This is a genomic window from Peptacetobacter sp. AB800, assembly GCF_047807365.1.
In the GTDB taxonomy this organism is placed as follows: domain Bacteria; phylum Bacillota; class Clostridia; order Peptostreptococcales; family Peptostreptococcaceae; genus Peptacetobacter.
The window spans coordinates 1-20,496 of sequence record NZ_JBLOUI010000020.1 but is presented as its reverse complement, the minus strand read 5'-3'; the positions used below and the strand labels follow the sequence as shown (position 1 = coordinate 20,496).

20 protein-coding genes are annotated in these 20,496 nt (G+C 30.9%); 2 read left to right on the top strand and 18 right to left on the bottom strand.

The window, feature by feature from the left end; all coding sequences use genetic code 11:
- Positions 1-303: 303 nt before the first annotated feature.
- The 12 genes from ACK2WN_RS07160 to ACK2WN_RS07105 form a co-directional block, all read right to left on the bottom strand.
- A complete protein-coding gene (locus ACK2WN_RS07160) occupies positions 304-1,668 on the bottom strand; it encodes a PTS ascorbate transporter subunit IIC (RefSeq protein WP_329999588.1) in 1,365 nt (454 codons plus the stop codon).
- A 79-nt stretch (positions 1,669-1,747) separates the two neighbouring features.
- Positions 1,748-2,023 (bottom strand): PTS sugar transporter subunit IIB, encoded by a 276-nt coding sequence (locus ACK2WN_RS07155; RefSeq protein WP_006439487.1) that lies wholly within the window; start codon positions 2,021-2,023, stop codon positions 1,748-1,750.
- Between the two features lies 1 nt (position 2,024).
- Positions 2,025-2,426, bottom strand: coding sequence for a PTS sugar transporter subunit IIA (locus tag ACK2WN_RS07150; RefSeq protein WP_300530164.1), 402 nt, complete (start codon positions 2,424-2,426; stop codon positions 2,025-2,027).
- A gap of 24 nt (positions 2,427-2,450) precedes the next feature.
- Positions 2,451-4,376 carry a BglG family transcription antiterminator gene (locus ACK2WN_RS07145; protein ID WP_416155236.1) on the bottom strand — a complete coding sequence of 642 codons (1,926 nt, stop codon included), beginning with the start codon at positions 4,374-4,376 and terminating at the stop codon, positions 2,451-2,453.
- A gap of 385 nt (positions 4,377-4,761) precedes the next feature.
- On the bottom strand, positions 4,762-5,343 hold the full coding sequence (locus tag ACK2WN_RS07140; RefSeq protein ID WP_416155235.1) for a DUF3841 domain-containing protein: 582 nt from the start codon (positions 5,341-5,343) through the stop codon (positions 4,762-4,764).
- Positions 5,319-5,876 carry a DUF3841 domain-containing protein gene (locus ACK2WN_RS07135; protein ID WP_416155234.1) on the bottom strand — a complete coding sequence of 186 codons (558 nt, stop codon included), beginning with the start codon at positions 5,874-5,876 and terminating at the stop codon, positions 5,319-5,321. The genes ACK2WN_RS07140 and ACK2WN_RS07135 overlap by 25 nt, the downstream gene beginning before the upstream one ends.
- Before the next feature lie 187 nt (positions 5,877-6,063).
- Entirely contained in the window at positions 6,064-6,789 is a 726-nt protein-coding gene (locus tag ACK2WN_RS07130) for an ABC transporter permease (RefSeq protein ID WP_416155233.1), read from the bottom strand.
- A 3-nt stretch (positions 6,790-6,792) separates the two neighbouring features.
- Positions 6,793-7,563 carry an ABC transporter permease gene (locus tag ACK2WN_RS07125; protein ID WP_300530172.1) on the bottom strand — a complete coding sequence of 257 codons (771 nt, stop codon included), beginning with the start codon at positions 7,561-7,563 and terminating at the stop codon, positions 6,793-6,795.
- Positions 7,563-8,477: an ABC transporter ATP-binding protein gene (locus tag ACK2WN_RS07120; protein ID WP_416155232.1), complete on the bottom strand. Its 915-nt coding sequence runs from the start codon at positions 8,475-8,477 to the stop codon at positions 7,563-7,565. Before ACK2WN_RS07120 ends, ACK2WN_RS07125 begins: the two co-directional genes overlap by 1 nt.
- A 185-nt stretch (positions 8,478-8,662) precedes the next feature.
- A complete protein-coding gene (locus ACK2WN_RS07115; protein ID WP_416155231.1) occupies positions 8,663-9,538 on the bottom strand; it encodes a pyridoxamine kinase in 876 nt (291 codons plus the stop codon).
- Between the two features lie 21 nt (positions 9,539-9,559).
- A complete protein-coding gene (locus ACK2WN_RS07110; protein WP_300530178.1) occupies positions 9,560-10,483 on the bottom strand; it encodes a radical SAM protein in 924 nt (307 codons plus the stop codon).
- A gap of 37 nt (positions 10,484-10,520) precedes the next feature.
- A complete protein-coding gene (locus tag ACK2WN_RS07105) occupies positions 10,521-11,120 on the bottom strand; it encodes a TIGR04100 family radical SAM protein (protein WP_416155230.1) in 600 nt (199 codons plus the stop codon).
- 295 nt (positions 11,121-11,415) lie between these two features.
- On the opposite strand from ACK2WN_RS07105, the gene ACK2WN_RS07100 reads away from it, so the two are divergent.
- Complete coding sequence (locus ACK2WN_RS07100) at positions 11,416-12,600, top strand: hypothetical protein (RefSeq protein ID WP_416155229.1); 1,185 nt, start codon at positions 11,416-11,418, stop codon at positions 12,598-12,600.
- A gap of 52 nt (positions 12,601-12,652) precedes the next feature.
- Here ACK2WN_RS07100 and ACK2WN_RS07095 read toward each other — a convergent pair whose 3' ends face one another.
- The 6 genes from ACK2WN_RS07095 to hydE form a co-directional block, all read right to left on the bottom strand.
- Positions 12,653-13,183 (bottom strand): TIGR04002 family protein, encoded by a 531-nt coding sequence (locus tag ACK2WN_RS07095; RefSeq protein WP_416155228.1) that lies wholly within the window; start codon positions 13,181-13,183, stop codon positions 12,653-12,655.
- Between the two features lie 242 nt (positions 13,184-13,425).
- Entirely contained in the window at positions 13,426-14,655 is a 1,230-nt protein-coding gene (locus ACK2WN_RS07090; RefSeq protein WP_416155227.1) for a sensor histidine kinase, read from the bottom strand.
- A gap of 13 nt (positions 14,656-14,668) precedes the next feature.
- Entirely contained in the window at positions 14,669-15,337 is a 669-nt protein-coding gene (locus ACK2WN_RS07085; RefSeq protein ID WP_416155226.1) for a response regulator transcription factor, read from the bottom strand.
- A gap of 293 nt (positions 15,338-15,630) precedes the next feature.
- Complete coding sequence (hydF, locus tag ACK2WN_RS07080) at positions 15,631-16,866, bottom strand: [FeFe] hydrogenase H-cluster maturation GTPase HydF (protein ID WP_416155225.1); 1,236 nt, start codon at positions 16,864-16,866, stop codon at positions 15,631-15,633.
- A gap of 84 nt (positions 16,867-16,950) precedes the next feature.
- Positions 16,951-18,375, bottom strand: a complete 1,425-nt coding sequence (gene hydG / locus ACK2WN_RS07075; RefSeq protein ID WP_416155224.1) for a [FeFe] hydrogenase H-cluster radical SAM maturase HydG — start codon at positions 18,373-18,375, stop codon at positions 16,951-16,953.
- A 130-nt stretch (positions 18,376-18,505) separates the two neighbouring features.
- Positions 18,506-19,558 carry a [FeFe] hydrogenase H-cluster radical SAM maturase HydE gene (gene hydE, locus ACK2WN_RS07070; protein WP_329999518.1) on the bottom strand — a complete coding sequence of 351 codons (1,053 nt, stop codon included), beginning with the start codon at positions 19,556-19,558 and terminating at the stop codon, positions 18,506-18,508.
- 76 nt (positions 19,559-19,634) lie between these two features.
- Here hydE and ACK2WN_RS07065 point away from each other — a divergent pair, with 76 nt between their 5' ends.
- Positions 19,635-19,880 carry a TM1266 family iron-only hydrogenase system putative regulator gene (locus ACK2WN_RS07065; RefSeq protein WP_118548886.1) on the top strand — a complete coding sequence of 82 codons (246 nt, stop codon included), beginning with the start codon at positions 19,635-19,637 and terminating at the stop codon, positions 19,878-19,880.
- The last annotated feature ends 616 nt before the right edge of the window (positions 19,881-20,496 follow it).

Genomic DNA, 20,496 nt, shown 5'->3' with positions numbered 1-20,496 from the left:
CTCTAATTTCTAGTTTATCTAAAAATTTTTTATTTATTCCATTTATACCTAAGTATGCTCCAAGAATGTTTCCTATAATCTCACCTATTGAACATCTCGTGTTGCAAGTAATTTAAATTGGACAAGAGAAATAACTGCTCTATGTCAACAATTCTGCAAGCGCCCCATATCCTATAAATGTGTTACATAATAGAATGGGGCGCTGAAGCCTGGAGCAAAATTTAACTAGTCTTTTCTTCTTTATTACAACATTCCCAAAATAAAGAAGGGATGTCACAGAATTCTGCGACACCCCAATTTATATTATTCTGCTACTTCTGTAGCTTTTTTCTTTCCTGATATCATTGAGTATACAACCATTAGTGCAACTATACCTACTAAAGCTATTGTTACTCCATTTCCTCCGAAGAACTGCTGTAGTTTTCCAAGAACTATACCAACTACTGCGAAGTCTGCATCTGAGAATGTTGAGTTTGCAACACCTAAGTTACCTAATACTGGTAATAATCCAACTGGTAAGAATGATATTAATATACCGTTGAAGAATGCTCCAAGTATAGCACCTCTTCTACCACCTGTTGCGTTACCAAATACCCCTGCTGTTGCACCACAGAAGAAGTGAGGAACAACACCTGGTATTACTATTGTAAGTCCCATAGCACCTAGTGCAAACATTGATACTATACCACCTATAAATGAACTTATGAATCCAACAAGTACTGCATTTGGAGCATAAGGGAAAACTATAGGACAGTCTAGTGCTGGTCTTGAATTTGGAACTAGTTTTGTAGCTATTCCTCTGAATGCTGGAACTATTTCATTAAGAACAAGTCTAACACCGTTCTGGATTAGTATAAATCCTGCTGCGAATTTTAATGCCTGCATCATTGAGAATACTATGAAGTTCTGTCCACCAGATAAGTTTGTTTCAACATATTCTGCACCTGCTGCTATTGCAACTACTATGTAAAGTATTAACATTGTTATTGATATAGAAACAACTGAATCTCTAAGGAAGCTTAAAGATTTTGGTACGTTCATTTCTTCTGTTGATTTAGAGTTTTTACCAACTGCTCTACCTATTAATCCTGCACAAGCGTAACCAACTGATGAGAAATGACCTAATGCAACTGAATCATTTTTTGTTACATCTTTCATAAAAGGCTGACACATTGCTGGTGAAAGTACCATTATTATTCCAAGTGCTAAAGCTCCTGTAAATACTAACTGTACACCTGTCATTCCTGATACTGAAAGTATAACTGCTACCATACAAGCCATGTATAATGTAACGTGACCTGTTAAGAATATATTTTTGAATTTTGTAAATCTAGCTATTAATATATTAGCAAGCATACCAAATGCCATTATAAGTGCTGTTGCCTGACCGTAGTCCTGTATAGCAAGTGCAACTACTGCTTCGTTGTTTGGTATTACCCCATTTATATTGAATCCGTACTGGAACATCTCACCAAATGGTGCTAATGATGCTGATATTACGTCTGCTGATGCTGATATTACAACGAAACCAACCATTGCTTTTAAAGTAGCTTTTACTATATCTTCAAATGCTTTTTTCTGAAGTAAAAGACCTACTAAAACTATAATACCTACTAGAACTGAGGGTTCCTGTATAAAATCGACTATATCGCCTAATATTCCGTTCATCTTTTCCTCCTTTGTTAATAAAAGTTTATTACTTTTTAATAACCAATCCTTTTAATAACCAATTCCTTTATTTATTTTTTTAGTACCCTATTTTTTCTTTTATTTTAGCTTTTAATTCATCTCTATCTAAAAGAGAATCTAAAACTATAAGATTTGGAAGATGAGAAGCACTTGCTTCTAAGTCTTTTCCTGTTACGAATATTTCAGCCTGATCTGCTGTAGCATCTGCTAAAGAGTTGTGAGATGCCTGATATTCTGAAGAAGCACCTAATTCATTTAATATATCTGTTATGTTCATTTCCACCATAAAGCTTGATCCTAATCCTGATCCACATACTGCCATTATTGTTTTCATATTACATTACCTCCATAATTTCTTTTTCATTGTTTGAATTTAATATTTTTTCTACTTTTTCTTTGTTCATACATATTTCAGCTAATTTTTTTATCGTTTCTATATGAGAAGAACTATCTACAGCTGTTATTGTGAAGAATATTTTTATAGGTTTTCCTAAAAAATCTACTTCTTTGTTAAGCTTTAATACACATAAATCAGTTTTTAATGCTCCATCTTCTGGTCTTGCATGAGGCATTGCTATATGGTCTGCTATGCAAAAATATGCCCCAAACTCCTCTATTTTAGCTAATATTGCGTCATAATATCTATCCTCTATAGAGCCATTTTTAACTAATTCATCACAAGATAGTTTTATCGCTTCTTCATAGTTTTTAACTTCATCTATTACCTTTACTATCATCTTTCTATCTCCTGACTAAATTGTCTAAACCATAATTTTTAGGTCAAAATATTTTTCTGCATTTTTAAATTTATCTGCATTATTATTTTTAGTTAGTATATTGATTAACTCAATTAGATTTTTATTTTCATCCTTGTTTGCTAAAACAACTATGGACTTAATTCTCACCTCTGAGTTGTCACCGAAATAAATCTCGTTTTTTAGAGTTAGCATCGATACAGCATTGTTTACAACATTCTTATTAGATGCATGTACAAATGCTATTTCTGGTATGAATACCATATATGTACCAAGATCTTCTATTGCCTTTATCATATCGTCTACGTATTCTTCCTTTATATCTCCAGATTTTATAAGTGGTTTTGACGCTTCTGCTATTGCATCTCTCCAGTTATCTGCATCGTATAAAAAGGCTGCATTGCTCTTTTTAATAATTTCTGCAACTGATGATACTTTATCTCCCTTGTACTTAGAAACAAGATATTCACTACTTTTTTCGTATACGTTATTAAATGCTAGTTTTTTAAGCTTTAAAACGTCATCTATATTAAGCATAGGGTTAACTTCAACATATTCAATATCTGTATTTCTTATAGGAACAGTGGAAATTATAATATCAACATCCTTGTTTTTTAACTCATCTTCTAAGTTATTTAATCTACAGACACCTTCAACCTGTATCTGAGGAAGCATTACTTCCATTCTCGCACTTAGAAGTCCTGCTGTAGCTAGTCCACTGTTGCAAACTATCAGTGCTTTTGTATCAAATATTTCTTGAGTTTTTCTCTCAAAGGCTGCTCCAAAGTGCATAGCCATGTAAGAAACCTCGTCGTCAGGAAATTCTACCCCGATTTCACTTTCGTATTTTTTCATAACATCTTCTGTTATTTGGTAAATTATCCCCAACCTCATTTTTATATCTTCTTTTAATGGGTTTTCAATCTTAAAGTTGTTTTGCATTCTGTACATTGCCACACTGAAGTGCATTACAACCGAATTTACAAAATCAAAATCATTTGAATAGTCTATTCCGGTGTATTTTTCCATGTCTTCGATTATTCTCATTGCTAGATATTTATTACCATCCATTTTTACATCAGATTTATCATTTATAAAACTCATGACCTTTGCACTTTTAAACCACTTCATTAAGTAGCAAATCTCTTTCTTATCCTCTGTTTTATCAGCAAATGCGTATTGTATGGCCTCGAATTCTTCTTCCTGCTCTTTTTCATGTATATATTCTTCACTATAATTAAAGTTTGAATACTCTCCCATTCTCATAAAGCAGTACATTATAATGATAATTAATTCTTTAAATGATGTATCTGAGTACTCAAGAGAAAGTCTACTTTCTATCTTATGTATTCTTTCTTCTATATCTGCTTTTATCGAATCAAAATCATCTATAATCATTTTTAGAAGTTTGTAATTGTCTGAGTTTGAAATTTTATAGTATAGATTGATGAAAGCATATCTTATATCTTCTTCATCTCCTTCTATACAAGTTCCAACGTATGCCTTAGAAATTACATTTATTCTTAGGTTATTCAATATCTTCTTAGCTTTCTTTAAATCTGATACAACTGTATTCTTACTTATTGAAAGCATATTTGACAATTCTTCAACTTTACTATTTCCTATCAAAAGATTTATCGCTATGAAAATTACCCTATCCTCTGGCGAATTGATTTCCACGCAATCGAAAATCGATGAAAATGTCAATATATCTCTTTTTCCTTTGAATTCCAACTTGATACCGTATCTTGGCGTTCTAACTAAGGAAATTTTTTCATTATCCTTCAGCGTATATTCTATATTATCCAAATCGTATCTAATTGTTCTTACACTAACTTTAAATTCTTTTGATATTTCATTTATCGTTGTATAATCTTTTTTATTATATAAGTATTTTAAAATACTATTTTGTCTTTCGTTTAATGTGATCACTTTACTTCATCTCCTAGGATTATTATAACTTTATTATAATTACCACATTAATTTGCCGCAATTATAAAATTTTTCCTTCATTGTGGCAAAGAAAACATAAAAGTGCCACATTTGAAATCGATTTTATGCAACCTATATCTTCTATTTATGCATAGTTTACGTTTATTTTTTTCCTTTACTTATATTTATATATAATTTTTCCAATAAAAAAGATGTACCAGATAATTTTCCGATACATCTTGTAACAAGTAAATAAAATAAGGACAATAGAAATAACTGCTCTATGTCGACAATTCCGCAAGCGTCCCATCCTATAAATGTGTTACATAATAGGATGGGGCGCTGAGGACTGGAGCACAGAGCAGTTATTCTATTGTCCTTTTTATTATAATCCCTCTACTATCCATTCTTTTTTTATTTGCCAAAGTCCAGCTTGTATGCCGTTTTTAGTGACATCCTCACCATTTTTTAGCTTATCTTCATTTCTAAAAAGATTTTGCCAACTATCCATTACTTCCCTCTTTAAATCAGGATAAAAATTAGTCAACATTATCTTAGTTTCTAACACACCATAAGGAGCAATTTTTTCCCTAAAAGTAGCTTCTTCTTTTTCATCTTTTCCCAAATACTTCAAGCACATAATCCTATTCCAATCTCTAACATCGAAAAGAACTACCTCATCTAGTGGAACTTCTAATTTCAATACATTTCCTCCATTTGCTTGGTCTACGTTGTATAGGTCTTTAAAGGCCCAATACGGATACTCAGCTCCTTCTGGCTTTTTAGCAAACCTGCCAGCTTCATTTACAAACCAAGAATACACAGTTGTAAATACAGCTGCACTTTCTACATACTTCTTTTCAACGTATTTTTTCTTAGAAAAACACACACCATCTTTCTTTATCGCTTCTATAACAGGATCTGCCTGAAGTGCATACAAAGTTATTTTATTATTTGAGTAATCCATTCTTCCTTCACCTCCCAAATATTTCCGTAGCATGCATCGCTATTTGCCTTTACATTATCGTCAAATAGCCTAGACCAACTACTCATAATTTCCATTTTTATCTGTGGATAGAATCTACTCATATACGCCTGTGCATCACTTACACCATAGTCCGCTAAAAGCTGTCTATGTCTTTTAGCATCAGCTTCATCTGCTGGAATATATGAATAGTTTAAAATCATTCCCCATTTTTCTATATTTACATGAGTTATAGTACTCGGATCTAACTCTAGTTCTAGTATCACAGAATTTTCGTCGTTCATCATTGTCGCATCTTTTTTGAAAGATACCCAAATAGGATAACTTACATCTTTTGGCTTGTCTTTTGAAAGTGGACCACTTCTCGAAAGCCATCCATACACATCGAGAACTAAATCTGCGTGTTCTTGAAGATCTTTTATTATATATTCTTTCCTAGCTATATATCTTCCATCTCTCTCTAGCTGCTCAAGAACGTCTTTGTTTTGCTTTGTCCATACCTTTATCTTTTCCATAGCTATCAAGTTCCTTTATATAATATCTGTATTTAAGATATTCTATAAATTATATTAAATTCCTTCAGAATTTTTTAATTTTATTTTTTATTGTATAATTAATATTTACAATTTTGTTCTTAATAAATTTTAGTTATTTGTTAATTACTTTTTGTTATTTATATTTTTATATCTATCTACTTATTATCTATATATCTTTTCTTTTTAAAATAATATTTTCTATCGATACAAATATTATAGTAAATAAAATCGATGTTATTAATATTTTTGCAATTACATCTCCACCAAACCCACCAGGTTTCAATGCACTCATGCTGTATATTACTAACGAATATGGAATGGTAAATGCTTTTTCTGCCATAACAAATCTAAGTCCTAATATGGATAAACATACTGAAATTCCAACAGGTACTGCAAAATTCTTCACATTCATAGATATAAATAACTGTACCGCTGCTACAGATATTCCAGCAACGGCTCCAAGAGAAATCCACTGTATCAATTCTTTAGGTATATTTAAATCTAATCCCACTATTTTCCCACCGATTATATAAAATATTGCAACCATAATCTGTGAAAAACATATTAAAATTGTCGCTGATACAAGTTTTGATATAATTATATTTCTTCTTTTTATCGGAGCTGCTAAAATTTTATTCCAATTTGAATTTTCATGTTCTAACTTACACAAATAAGAGCAGATTAATGCAATTGATGCCGGAAAGAAAAAGTAACTATAAAACAAAGATACCTGAGTCCAAAGACTGTACCATTTATTTTGAAGTACACCTATATTCATATAATAATTTCCAGTACCCATGAAAACAGCAATCAATGGAATTATTATCAAAACAGGGACTATACCACTTCTTTTTAACTTTATAATTTCTGATTTTATACATCTAAAAAGCATATTCTACACCTCTTTTCTATTGAAAAACATTAATCCGACAACTATTAAGAATAGGCTAAATACCATGACAATTCCTATTGTACCCAAATCAAATGGTAATACTTCAAATCCTATTATTCTTTTAGCACCCATAATCATTCTCGCAGGAATTAAATCCATATAATAATAGCTTGGAATAAATCCTGCTATATTTCTTGGAAATAGCATAGATATTATTCCCAATAATCCTAAAAGTAATCCAGAACCAACACCATATACCTGATTTTTTATAGAAATACAAACTAATAAAAATATCGCTATAAGCATTGTATTTACTACTACCACAGCAAATACTGATTGTATCATTAATGAAACTGGTACAGCTTCAAAGAAGTCAGAGAAATATGTAGCTGCAATAAACCCTAAAAACTGTACTAATGTACATAAAGTAGCTACTATTTCGCAGTACACAAATTTTGATACGTATAAATTTGCCCTACTCTGTCTAGTAAGTAAAATCTTCAACGTTGCTCCTCTATGCTCTATTTCAGATACTTTAGATGCTGTTATTGATAAGAAAATTGGTAAAAGTAGTGCGTTTATCTGCGCTATTGAAGTTAAACCATATAGCCACATATCGCTAGGAGATGTTTCTCCTCTTGAATAAAAGTTATTTGATACAGCCATAGTCCACACTACTGTTACCAAAGTAAATAATAATGCTATCATAAATATCTTTTTCTTTTTCATCTTTTCAAACTCAAGATATGTCCCCTTTAATATATTGACCTTCATTATATCCTCACCTTCTTACCTGTTAAATCAAGGAATATTTCTTCTAAGCTCTTTTTAATTAACTCTATTCTATAAACCTTTAGCCCATTTTCTACAAATATTCTATTTATCTCTGCAATTTTATCATCACTTAATTTTTCTAACATTAATCTATTATTTTCTATTTTTGAAGCTATTTTTCTATCGTTTAATATTTTCTTTGCCAAAGCTAAATCAGAAATATCTATTCCTATCTGCTCTCTTCCCTTTTCTTTTAATACGGATATTTCATCTTCAAATATTATCTTTCCATCTTCTATCACTGCAATATCATCGCATATATGCTCTATTTCAGATAGTATATGACTAGAAATTATTACTGTCATTCCGTATTTTTCTGGTAATGTCTTTATTAAGTTCCTTATTTCTATTATCCCAGCTGGATCTAGCCCATTTATAGGCTCATCTAGTATCAATATACTTGGATATGAGATTAGAGCCATTGCAATTCCTAGACGCTGCTTCATTCCAAGAGAATAATCTTTTACTTTTTTATTTCTGCTATCGTAAATATTTACTGTATTCAAAATATCTGGAATATTTTCATCTGATACGTTCATCAAATTCCGCATTATTTTCATATTTTCCATGCCTGTAAGATGTTCGTAGTATGCTGGATTTTCTATAAGAGATCCTATATTTGACAGGATTTTACTTCTATTTTTTTCGTTCATCTCCATTCCCATAATCTCTATACTTCCTCCACTAGGCTTTATAAGTCCTAGTAACATCTTCATAGTAGTACTTTTTCCAGCTCCATTTGGACCAATAAGTCCATAAATCCTTTTTTCTTTTATGTTTAGGTTAGCTCCCTTTACACTGTAAAAGTTTTTATATTTTTTATCTAGGTTGTTAGTTTTTATTATGTATTTCATAAAAATCGACCTCTCTTTTATTATTTTCTTTGATTTAATTATATTGTTTAATATTTATTAGAAAAATCGATTAACCTTACAGTTTATATATCTAACCTTACAATTTTGTAACATGCCATAAGTAAAAAAATGCATAAAAAATCTGTAATACTAAACAGATGTGTAGTATTACAGATTCTTTTTTTCTATAACGTTTCATAATCTGATATAAGCGGTCTTGTTCTTAAAAATGGTAACTCCCTTTCAAGCAGTACACCATTTCTATTGGGATAGTCATAACCATAGCTTGATTTTATACACTGAGATATAAACTGCATTGCTTTATCCAATGATACAGGTAAATTTTCACCTTGTAACAAGCTTCCAATCATTACACTTGTAAAAGTATCTCCTGTTCCAGGATAATAAGCTGGTATGTATCTGCAGTTAAGCTTCCAATAGTGGTTATCCTTTTTGCTGTATGTCACAACATTAGTATATTCAGAATTATTCGCATCAGGTACACTTGTTATTACAACTGTTTCTGGACCCATTTCGCTAAGACGTTTTAACCAATCTTTTAACTCTTCCCTACTTATTTCTTTAGGACATTCTTTATATCCAAGTAAAAATGCAGCTTCTGTAAAATTGGGAGTTATAATATCGGCTTTTGCAACAAGTTCTTTCATAAGAGGTACAAAATTCCAATCAAATGATTTATATAACTTACCTCCATCCCCCATTACAGGATCTATAACAACAAGAGTTTCCTCTCTGCGAAAATCATCTATAAATACTGATACTATATCTATCTGTCTACCAGAGCCAAGAAATCCTGAATATATGCAATCAAAATCAATTCCTATATTCTTCCAATGTTTTATATATTCCTCCATATTATCTGTTAAATCAAGATAACTAAAAGTTTCAAATCCCCCTGTATGATTTGATAGTATCGCTGTTGGAAGAGGACATACTTGTATTCCCATTGCTGACAATGTAGGAATAATTGCAGTAAGAGATGCTCTTCCATATCCAGATAAATCATGAATAGCTGCTACTTTCTTAACTGTATTATGCATTATAAATACTCCTTTATTTGTTTATTTTAAACGATATGTGCAGTAACCTTTATACTCCATTTTACAAACATTATCGTCTTGATTTAGTTGCTGCATAACTTTATCTATATCTTCATTTTCTCTTGACTCAAGAAAACTTCTTATTTCAAACTGATTCATAGGATGACGTCCAATTATACTTAATACAGCCTGATAATCATCTTCTATATCACTTGAAAATCCAACAGATGAAAGCATATCTATCGAAACACCTTTTAATATCTCAACTGCCTTTTGTATGCTTTCTTTACTAGATTCTTCTATATAACTCTCTGCTGGTGGACGCACAGGTGTATTTATATAAAGTCTATCGTATCTAATCTGATTTAATAGATTTTTAAATTCAAATAAAGATTTTTCATCGTCATTTATGCCATTCATAAGCATTATTTCCATATAAATTTGACCTTTATATTCTTTAGTAAAATCTAAAAGTCCTTGCCATACTTCTTCAAACTTTATCCTTCCATAAGGTCTATCAACCTTTTTAAACATTTCCTCATTGTAGCTATCAAGTGAAGGTAGTACAATATCAGCATTCATAAGTTCTTTACGAACGCTTTCATCGTATAATAATGCACCATTTGTTATAACTGCAACTGGTTTGTTAGATCTTTTTTTAATCTCTTTTATAAGCTCTCCCAAACGAGAATACAATGTAGGCTCTCCTTCACCTACAATTGTTATAACATCATAGCTATCCTCATTATGATGAAAATCAAATTCAGATAATATATCTTCTAATGAAAAATACTCTTCTCTTTTATTTGTCATCTTGTTTGTACGTCCAAGCTGGCAATACACACAAGAATAATTACATGTCTTTTTAGGAATAGGACTTATCCCTAGGGAACGTCCCATTCTGCGAGAAGGTACTGGCCCAAATACATATTTTAGTTCGCTCAAATTTATTCCCTCCAAAATATTATACTTTCTATGTTTATTACCGTTTATGTCTTACTCTTAATTTTACTCCTAAAGATTCAGCCAATTCTCTAGATTTTTCTATTTCTTCTGGAGTAATCTCATCAACTACAGAGAATGCTATATTTATTCCACAATCTCTGCATTCTTCGGCAAATTTAAGCATAGCCTCAAAAGACTGTTCTCCAAACTTAGGTCTAGTTACTCTGCAATAACTTTCCTTATCTGGAGCATTTAAACTTATTGATACAGAATCTATACAATCTTTTATGCACTCAGCTGTATTTTTTTCATGAATAAGATCTCCAAGTCCATTTGTATTTATTCTTGTTTTTATATCAGCTTTAGATTTTATATATTTTGCTGTTTCTATAAGGTCATCCATTCTCATCATAGGTTCACCAAATCCACAGAACACTACTTCTTTATAGTCAGCTAGATTAAATCTTTCTAGGTCTGCTTTTATCTCTTCCATAGATGGATCATGGTCTAGCCATAAGCTGTTATTGTTTCCTACTGTTTCATGTTCTTCTCTCACGCAGAACACGCATCTACAAGGACATTTATTTGTAAGATTCACATAAAGACTTTCTCCTATTGGGTAGAATATTGTCATCATAATTTATCACTCCTATTTCATTATCTTAAAATTATTAATTATAGAATTAATTTTTATCAGTTATTTTTTATAATTCTATTATACTATAACTTCTTCAAAGCATTCAGATAATAGTACAATATTACACTCATTATTAAGATTGTACTCATACAAAATAAATATCTTTTCTTTTTCTTATTTTTTCAAATTTCAAAATGTATAGAAATCGTTTACTTTTTATATTATAATTATTATAATAAGTCTTAAACAATTTATAAAATATGTATAAGTAAAATAATTTTGGGAGTTGATTACAATGAAATTTAACAAATTCAATGCAAACCAGATTAGAGAAATAAATAAAGGTCTTAGTTCAGGTCTTGATGTTTCTGTTTACAGAGATGAATGTTTTGACAGCGAACAGATGAGAGAAATAAGACTTGGGTTAAAAGCTAATCTGGACGTTTCTATTTATGCAAAACCTAGCTTTGATAGCAAAGATATGCAGACTATAAGAGAAGCGTTAGAAAACGGAAACGATATATCTAAATATGTAGAAGAAGGATTTTCTTCTCAGGAACTTTACTGGATATCAAAAGGTTTAAAAGAAGGTTTTGATGTTTCTATTTACGCAAAGAAAAAATTCGACGGATATAAAATGGCAGAAATATTTGGAGCTTTAAAATCAGGACTTGATTTATCTCCATTTGATATAGATGCTTTATCAGAATATCAGTTACAGCAGGTTATACTTGGACTTAGAGCTGGTATAGATGTTTCTTCTTATGCTGACCCTTCAAATGAGAATATGTTTGAAGATAGAGTTAAATTAGTTAGAGAATGTGTTGGAAATGCACTTGCATCAGGAGAAAATGTAACTCAGCAGCAGCTTAATATAATAGCTCATTACAAAAATGATGGACTAGATACTACAGCTTGGGAAAACTACAAATTTGATAGAGATAGATTAGAGCAGATAGTAAAAGGTCTTGAAAAACACGTTGATGTAGATGTATTTGCAAAACCTAAATTCTCTAAAGAACAGATGTATGAAATAAGACATGGTTTAATGGAAAACTGCGATGTTTCTGTTTACGCAACTACTGATTTTGATGCAGAACAGATGTGTGAAATAAGAAAAGGTCTTAGAATAAACCTTGATGTTGCACCTTATGCTACTCCAGAGTTCAACATGCATCAGATGTACGAAATAAGACAGGCTATAAAAGAAGGTTCTGATGTTACACTTCTTGCAAATACTGCTTTTGATTTCCAGCAGATGAGAGAAATAAGAAAAGGTCTTGCTGAAAAATTAGACGTTTCTGTTTACGCAAATCCAGAGTTCTCAGCTGATAAGATGTACTATCTATACAGAGGTATGAGTGAAGGATTTGATATGTCTAAATACATAGACTTCAATGAAGATCAGTTAAAGAGAATCGTTTCTGGTTTATTTGAAGCATTAGAAGTATGTAAGAAAAAATATGGAATTACAAATTAATTAGTATATAAAATTACCCTGAACTTTTGTTCAGGGTTTTTTATTTCTTCATTTATGCTGCTGATAAATGATATTTTGTTTTTATTTTTGCCTTGTCAAATGCAAGCCCTACTACTATGAATACTATTGCACTTCCTAAAGGCTGTACAAGTCCTACAAGACTCATTACAAATGCCGCCTGCATACTACCAATCATTATTCCTTCTGCAAACATATAAAGCACAGTTCCTACTATACCAGCTACTAAAGTAGCTACAACGTTTCTTGTGTTTATTATTTTGTCTGTTTTATTTGTAAAGAAAAGTACTAATATTGGTTTTATTATCATTGTTGGTATAGCCCATATAGCTGCCCCTGTTGCTATATCAGCAAGTCCTGCTCCTATTGCAGCTGCTGCCATTGCATATGGTGTTGGAAGTAATACTGCTGCTAAGTAAATAAACGCATCCCCTACATGTACATATCCTCCATTTCCTCCAACTGGTATATGAAGGATATAGGCTGTTGCTAAAAATACTAATGATGCCAATAATGCTGCCAGTACAATTAATCTCGTTTTTTTGTTTATTTCTTCATTGCTCATTTTTTTATCCCCCTCGGTAAAACAATTATTCCTAAAACAGTATAAACTGTTTTCTTCTATGCTTATATAATAACTTATATCATACAATTTTGAAATATGTTTGTGTAAATTTCTTTAATCTCTATAATTGTATGATTACATTAATTTTGTAAGCATACAATTATTCTTTTGTTATTTATTTTATATTGGAAGCATAAAAAAAGATTGTAGCATTTATTTAGCTACAATCCTTTTGTATCGATTTAAGAGTCCCTACTTGTAAATTCTATAGTGAATAATACCGCATTTCCTCTGTTTGTCATTTTGTACTCAAATCCATGCTTAGCAAGAATCTGACTTGTTAAGTAAAGACCTAGTCCACTTCCTCCAGTTTTTCTAGAGCGAGATTTCTCAACTCTAAAGAATGGATTAAATATATTTTTAAGAGATTCATCAGAAATTGTTATTCCAGTATTTTCAACTTCTAATATAGAAGGTCTAAATCCTCTTTCTATAAATCTAATATTTATATTCTCTCCTTCTGGAGTATATTTTATAGCGTTATTTATGATGTTATACAATGCCTTTGAGAATTTATCCTTATCAGCATTTATTTTTGCATCACTACTAATTGCAACTCTAGTCTTTAAATTTTTCTCGTCTATAAGAAATTCCTGTCTTTTTAGGATAACCTCTACAAGTTCTTTAACACTAAGTGTTGTTGGTTTAAAGGATGCAGACATTATATCTGTCTTAGAAATTTCAATCATTTCATTTACCAGATCTTTAAGCTCTTGAGTAGATGTATATGATTCCTTCAGATATTTATCCCTATCCTTGTATTTACCAATATTGTATATCATACCTTCAAGCTGCCCACTTATTATCGTTATAGGAGTCTTTAGCTCATGAGATATAGTTGCGATAAACTCTCGCCTATTCTCTTCCTCTCGTCTCTCTTTTTCAATTATCTCTATAAGTGGCTTAGTAATTGTATTTGAATATATATATGCACCCAAAATACCAATCAATATTGCGGCAAATATCGTAAATGGAACTAAATTTCTAAGTACCTTATTTGCCTCATTAATGGGCTGTAAAGGCATAATTATATCCAGAACACAGCTTTCATCCATCTCTTTAATATTTACCTCTGTAGATAATCTATACTCGCTGTTTAGGCTATTCATTAAATATTTACTGTATTTTAGAAAGACTACTTCATTTTTACCATAAATTATATTACCTTCTTGGTCTCTTAGAAGTATTGCTAAATTTTGCTCCTTAGACATTCTGTACAAATCCTCTTCAAACCGACTTATATCCTCATTCTCTGCAGCTGCAACAGCTTGCTTTACAGAATCCTGAAGGGCTTCTATCTTATATCTGTGATAATACTTAGGCAATAGAAAATACAACATACCGTAAATTAAAAGCGCAATAGCAACAAGTAATGCTGTTGTTATAGAAAACAGCTTATACTTGATGTTCATGTTTTGCCAACGCTTATATATTCTTGTCAAGTGTGTATCCTATTCCTTTTACAGTTTTTATATAAGGAAGAGTTATTTTCTTTCTTATATTTTTAATATGTGCATCTACTATTCTTGTATCTCCGTAGTAGTCGTATCCCCATATGCTATCTAATAGGCTTTCTCTTGTTATTACCTGTGGGTATTTTTCTATAAGCTCTTTTAGTATATTAAATTCTTTAAGCGTTAACTCTATTACATCTCCATCTATTTCTGTTGAATATGTATCTAGGTTTAATTTTAGTTTTTCAAAAGTTATAAAGTTATCATTTATTGTTTTATTACTTCTTCTCAATATAGCCTCTACTCTTTTAACAAGTAAGTTAAATGAGAATGGTTTTGTTATATAGTCATCACACTCTATTTCAAATCCTTTTAACTGGTCGCTCTCCTGATTAAGAGCTGTAAGGAATATTATAGGTACACTAGATGTCTTTCTGATCATCTTACATACCCCATATCCATCTAGGTTAGGCATCATTATATCTAAGATTATAAGGTCATAGTTATTTTCCTTAAATTTCTGCATACCTTCTATTCCATCATTTGCTGCATCAACATTATATCCCTCTGCGCTTAGGAATTCTGTTATTAAATCCTGTATGCTAGCATCGTCTTCAATTACTAATATAGAAGAATTCATTTTATCCCTCCTTATAAATTCATACTCCATTATATTATATCACACTTTCCTCTTTTTAACTTCATTATAATTTCGAGTAATTTTCTAAATTTTACTCTTCGAAGCTTAATTAAACCTATATTTTTTTAATTTGAGAAAAATTTAATATTTATAAATAAAAAAAGAGCTTCTTGTCTATGATTATAGACCAAAAGCTCTAATATTTTCAATATATTTTAATAAAATATATTCATTTTAACATTTAATAATTAAATTTATTTTTTAAATATTTTTTAATCTCTTTCTTTTTTTAACTAGAAATCTATTTTATCTATTATACCAGCCAAATACGCCATAACAACACCGTAGTTAGTCATAGGTATTTTTTGTTCTTTTGCAGCTTCAATTCTAGATAATACATACTTTCTGTTAAACATACAGCCACCGCAGTGAATTATTAAATCGTATTTACTTAAGTCCTTTGGAAAATCTCTTCCTGCAACTATATCAAAAGTAAGTCCTTCACCGATTTTTTTTCTAAGTCTGTTTGGAATTTTCACTCTTCCTATGTCTTCTTCAAGTGGAGCATGAGTACAAGCCTCTGCTATTAATACTCTAGAGTTTTCTGTTAAATTTTCTATAGCTTTAACACTCTCTCTATAATATTCTATATCGCCTTTAAAGTCTGCAAATAGCACTGAGAATGAAGTCAGTCTACTTTCTTTAGGCTTTTTATTGTATACTTCTCCAAAAATCTGTGAATCTGTAATGATTAAATCTGGAGGAGATACAAGTTTTGATATCATCGCCTCCATAGTATCTGCAGTAGAGCAAAGAACTAGACATTTGTTATCTAGTAAATCCCTTATTGTCTGAACCTGAGGAAGTATTAATCTTCCTTTTGGTGCTTGAATATCCTGTGGCATTACTAGCAGTACAGTATCCCCATCTTTTACAATTTTACCTGTTATACTTCTCATAGAATATTCTTCTGGTAAAAGTCTTATTAACTCTTCTCTTATTAACGCTACACCTTTTTTATCAACTGCACTGGTTAATATAGGTTTTATTTTTAATTCATCTGATATTTTTTCTACAGATGATTGAAGATTTTCATTTGATATTTTGTCTATTTTATTTATTACAACTAAATATGGAACTTTAGCCTTTTTAAGTTTAGATATCCATTCTTTTTCAATTTCAATATCTAGTTTAACATCATTATTTTTATCACCAATTATATTTTCATCAGAAATCACTACAATTGCTATATCTGTCTTATTCACAGCATCAAGAGTTCTCTCTACTCTCATCTGTCCTAATTCACCCTCATCATCAAATCCTGCTGTATCTATAAACACAACAGGTCCTATTCCATGAAGCTCCATAGATTTGTAGACAGGATCTGTAGTAGTTCCAGCAAAATCAGATACCAGTGATATATTTTGACCAGTTATAGCATTTATTAATGAAGATTTTCCGTTATTTCTTCTTCCATATATTCCTATATGTAGTCTTTCTGCTCTTGGAGTTTCATTAAGTCCAGCCATTTTTCTCTCCTTGTTATATGTTTTTATAGATTAATGGTGTGTCAGAAAAATACCGACACACCATATTTTTATAATTAAAATTTATTAAAATCTAAAATCTCTTTTTCCTTCATCTATTGCATTTAAGTATTTTATACAAGTTTCTTTAGCTTTTGGATTAGTTATATTTTCTAATTCTCTTTCTATAAGGGCTTTACCTTTCTTTCTAGTATCTTCTGAAGCATAGTCATCTAAGTATTCGTTAAGAGTTAGAAGTGCATTTGGCTGGCAGCAGTTTGCTATCTGACCAGTTTTTGCAAGTGACATAAATCTGTCCCCTGTTCTTCCTTCTCTATAGCAAGCAGTACAGAAACTTGGTATGAAACCACCATCTAATAACCAATTAACAACCTGGTCTAATGTTCTAGTATCGCTTACATCAAACTGAGCTGAGTTATCTTCTTCTGGTTCTGGCTCTGCATATCCACCAACACTTGTTTTAGATCCTCCACTTATCTGAGAAACACCTAATTCAAGAACTTTTTCTCTTGATTTCTGAGATTCTCTTGTAGATATTATCATACCTGTGTAAGGAACAGCTATTCTTATTACAGCAACTATTTTGTGGAATATTTCATCAGATATAGCATTTGAGAAATCATCAGTGTCTATGTCATCTGCTGGACAGATTCTTGGAACACTTATTGTATGTGGGCCAACTCCCTGAGCTGCTTCAAGATGTTCTGCATGCATTAAAAGACCTACAAAGTCGTATCTGTACATTTCAAGTCCAAATAGTACACCTATACCAACATCATCTATTCCACCTTCCATTGCTCTATCCATTGCTTCTGTGTGGTAGCAGTAGTCGTGTTTTGGACCAGTTGGATGAAGTAGTTCGTAGTTTGCTTTATTGTAAGTTTCCTGGAATAATATATAAGTTCCTATACCAGCTTCTTTTAATTTTCTGTAGTTTTCAACAGTTGTAGCTGCTATATTTACATTTACTCTTCTTATATCTCCATTTTTATGTTTTATTCCGTAAATAGTTTTTATACTTTCTAATACATATTCTATTGGGTTGTTTACTGGATCTTCACCTGTTTCAAGTGCTAAACGTTTGTGTCCCATATCCTGAAGCGCTATAACTTCTTTTTTAATTTCTTCCTGAGTTAATTTTTTTCTAGCTATGTGTTTATTTTTTAGGTGATATGGACAGTATACGCATCCATTTACACAGTAGTTAGATAAATATAAAGGAGCAAACATTACTATTCTGTTTCCATATATTTTCTGTTTTATTTCTTTTGCTAGGCCAAACATTTTTTCATTTAAATCCTGCTGGTCACATTCTAAAAGAAGTGCTGCTTCTCTATGAGTTAACCCTTTGCAGTCTTTAGCTCTTTCTATTATAGAGTCTATTAATTCTCTGTTGTCTTTGTTAGCCTTTGCGTATTCTATACTTGCAAGAATTTCTTCGTGGTTTATAAATTCTTCTGCTTTTAGTGATTTTGGATCATATTTGTACATTTTTAAGTCCCCCATTCATAATTATAATTGCAAAATTAATTTCCTATTTTTTAATTTATTATATTAAACCAAAGATTCTTATCCTCAGTTAATAATCGTTTTCTTGTAGTTTATAATTTCTTATTTAATCTTAATTTTTATCCTTTAAAGCTATGCAATCTCCTCTATCTTCTACTATTTCGTAGCCTATTTTTCTCATAGATTCCTTTAGCTTATTTAATCCTTCTGCTGCCTCTTCTCCATCACTTAATTTATCGTTGTAAAGCATGTATTTTTTTCTATCCTCTTTTGGAGATAGATTTGGCATTATTACATTTGCACCTGCTAATATTCCCTTTTCTCTACCCTGTGGACTTATTGTCCCAAGTGCAGTCGTTGCAGGTATTAGAGCTTTTGGACATAGTAATCTTAAAATAGAAATCAGTCTTAAAGTCATCTCCATTGTTCCACTTTCAAAGTCTTTAAATGGAGTATCCTTATGTGGTATAAATGGCCCTATTCCAATCATTTCAGGATTTAATTCCTTTATAAAGAGTAAATCCTCTGCTATATTTTCAAGCGTCTGATATGGAGATCCAACCATTATCCCTGTTCCTGTCTGATATCCAAGAGCCTTTAAATCTCTCAAACATCTCTTTCTATTTTCAGGATCTAGTTCAACTGGATGCAACTTGTTGTAATGTGTGTTGTCAAATGTTTCATGTCTTAAAAGATACCTATCTGCTCCAGCTTCCTTCATTTTTCTATAGCTCTCTGTACTTCTTTCACCCAATGAAAGAGTAACTGCACAATCTGGATATTTTTCTTTTATACTAGAAACAATATCACATACAACCTCGTCTTTGAAAAATGCATCTTCTCCGCCTTGCATAACAAATGTTCTGAATCCTAGTTCATATCCATTTTCGCAGCAACTTAAAATCTGCTCTTTTGAAAGTCTGTATCTCTGGGCATTTTTATTACTTCTTCTAATACCACAGTAATAACAGTCGTTTTTACAATAATTTGAAATCTCTATCAGACCTCTTATAAAAACTCTCTTTCCGTAGATATCATCTCTGATACACTTTGCCCTTTCTGTAAGGTAATCTATATCATCTTTTTCAGAAATTGCCAAAAGCCTTACAAACTCTTCTTTTGAAAGAATTTGATTCTTCTCTAGTTTATCTATTAGGTTTTTCATTTGAATTCCTTTCGCTATTGACTATAAACTTTTTAAAATATAAAATCTAATTAATGAAATCTGAGGAGGTGCCTTTATGGAAACAAGAATAGCACTTATAGGGATAATTGTTGAAGATTTAAAAGCGTCTGATGCACTAAATAAGACACTACACGACTTTGCTCCCTATATCGTTGGAAGAATGGGTGTACCATATCCTAAAAAGGAAGTAAGTATCATTAGTGTAATCATTGATGCTCCTGCAGATGTGATTAGCTCACTATCTGGAAAGCTTGGTATGATAAAAGGACTGAATGTAAAAGTTCAGTATTCTAAAAAATAGACTATCAACAAAAATATATTTAATATATAAATTTAAATCAAAATTCTGTCTATTTTCAATAATCGTATATAAAAATCCCTGTATAGTCTGGAACAAAATCCAAATAATATGGGGATATTTTTATGTGCAAACATCGCCTTTCAACTTGGGAACAACACCCTCACCGTCAGTTCGATTTCATTTTTAGTATAACATTTGATTTTAGAATTTTCAATATTAATAAATACTTTACTTTGACTATTTAAAAATTAACTTTTATTCATTTCTATTTTAAATTACCACAGATTATTTAAATCTATATTAAAAAACTATCAATCTAACCTTTTTTTCTATAAATTACAACAAAAAACGGCTAATCTTCAAAGACTAACCGTTCTTTCAAATCATTTTAATCAATTTTTAATATCGCTTTTATTTCAGGCATACTTTCATTCTTTACTTTTACAATAAGAACTAAGATTTTAAAAACTATTCAAAATTATAAAAAAAAATGCCCCAGAAAATCCAATGTCATTAAGTTAGTAGAAAAACATAAAGACCTCAATATTAGAAATAATATGGGGTCTTTTTATTTTATAAAAATGTTGACAAGAATTAAAAAATGTGTGGTCGCTTT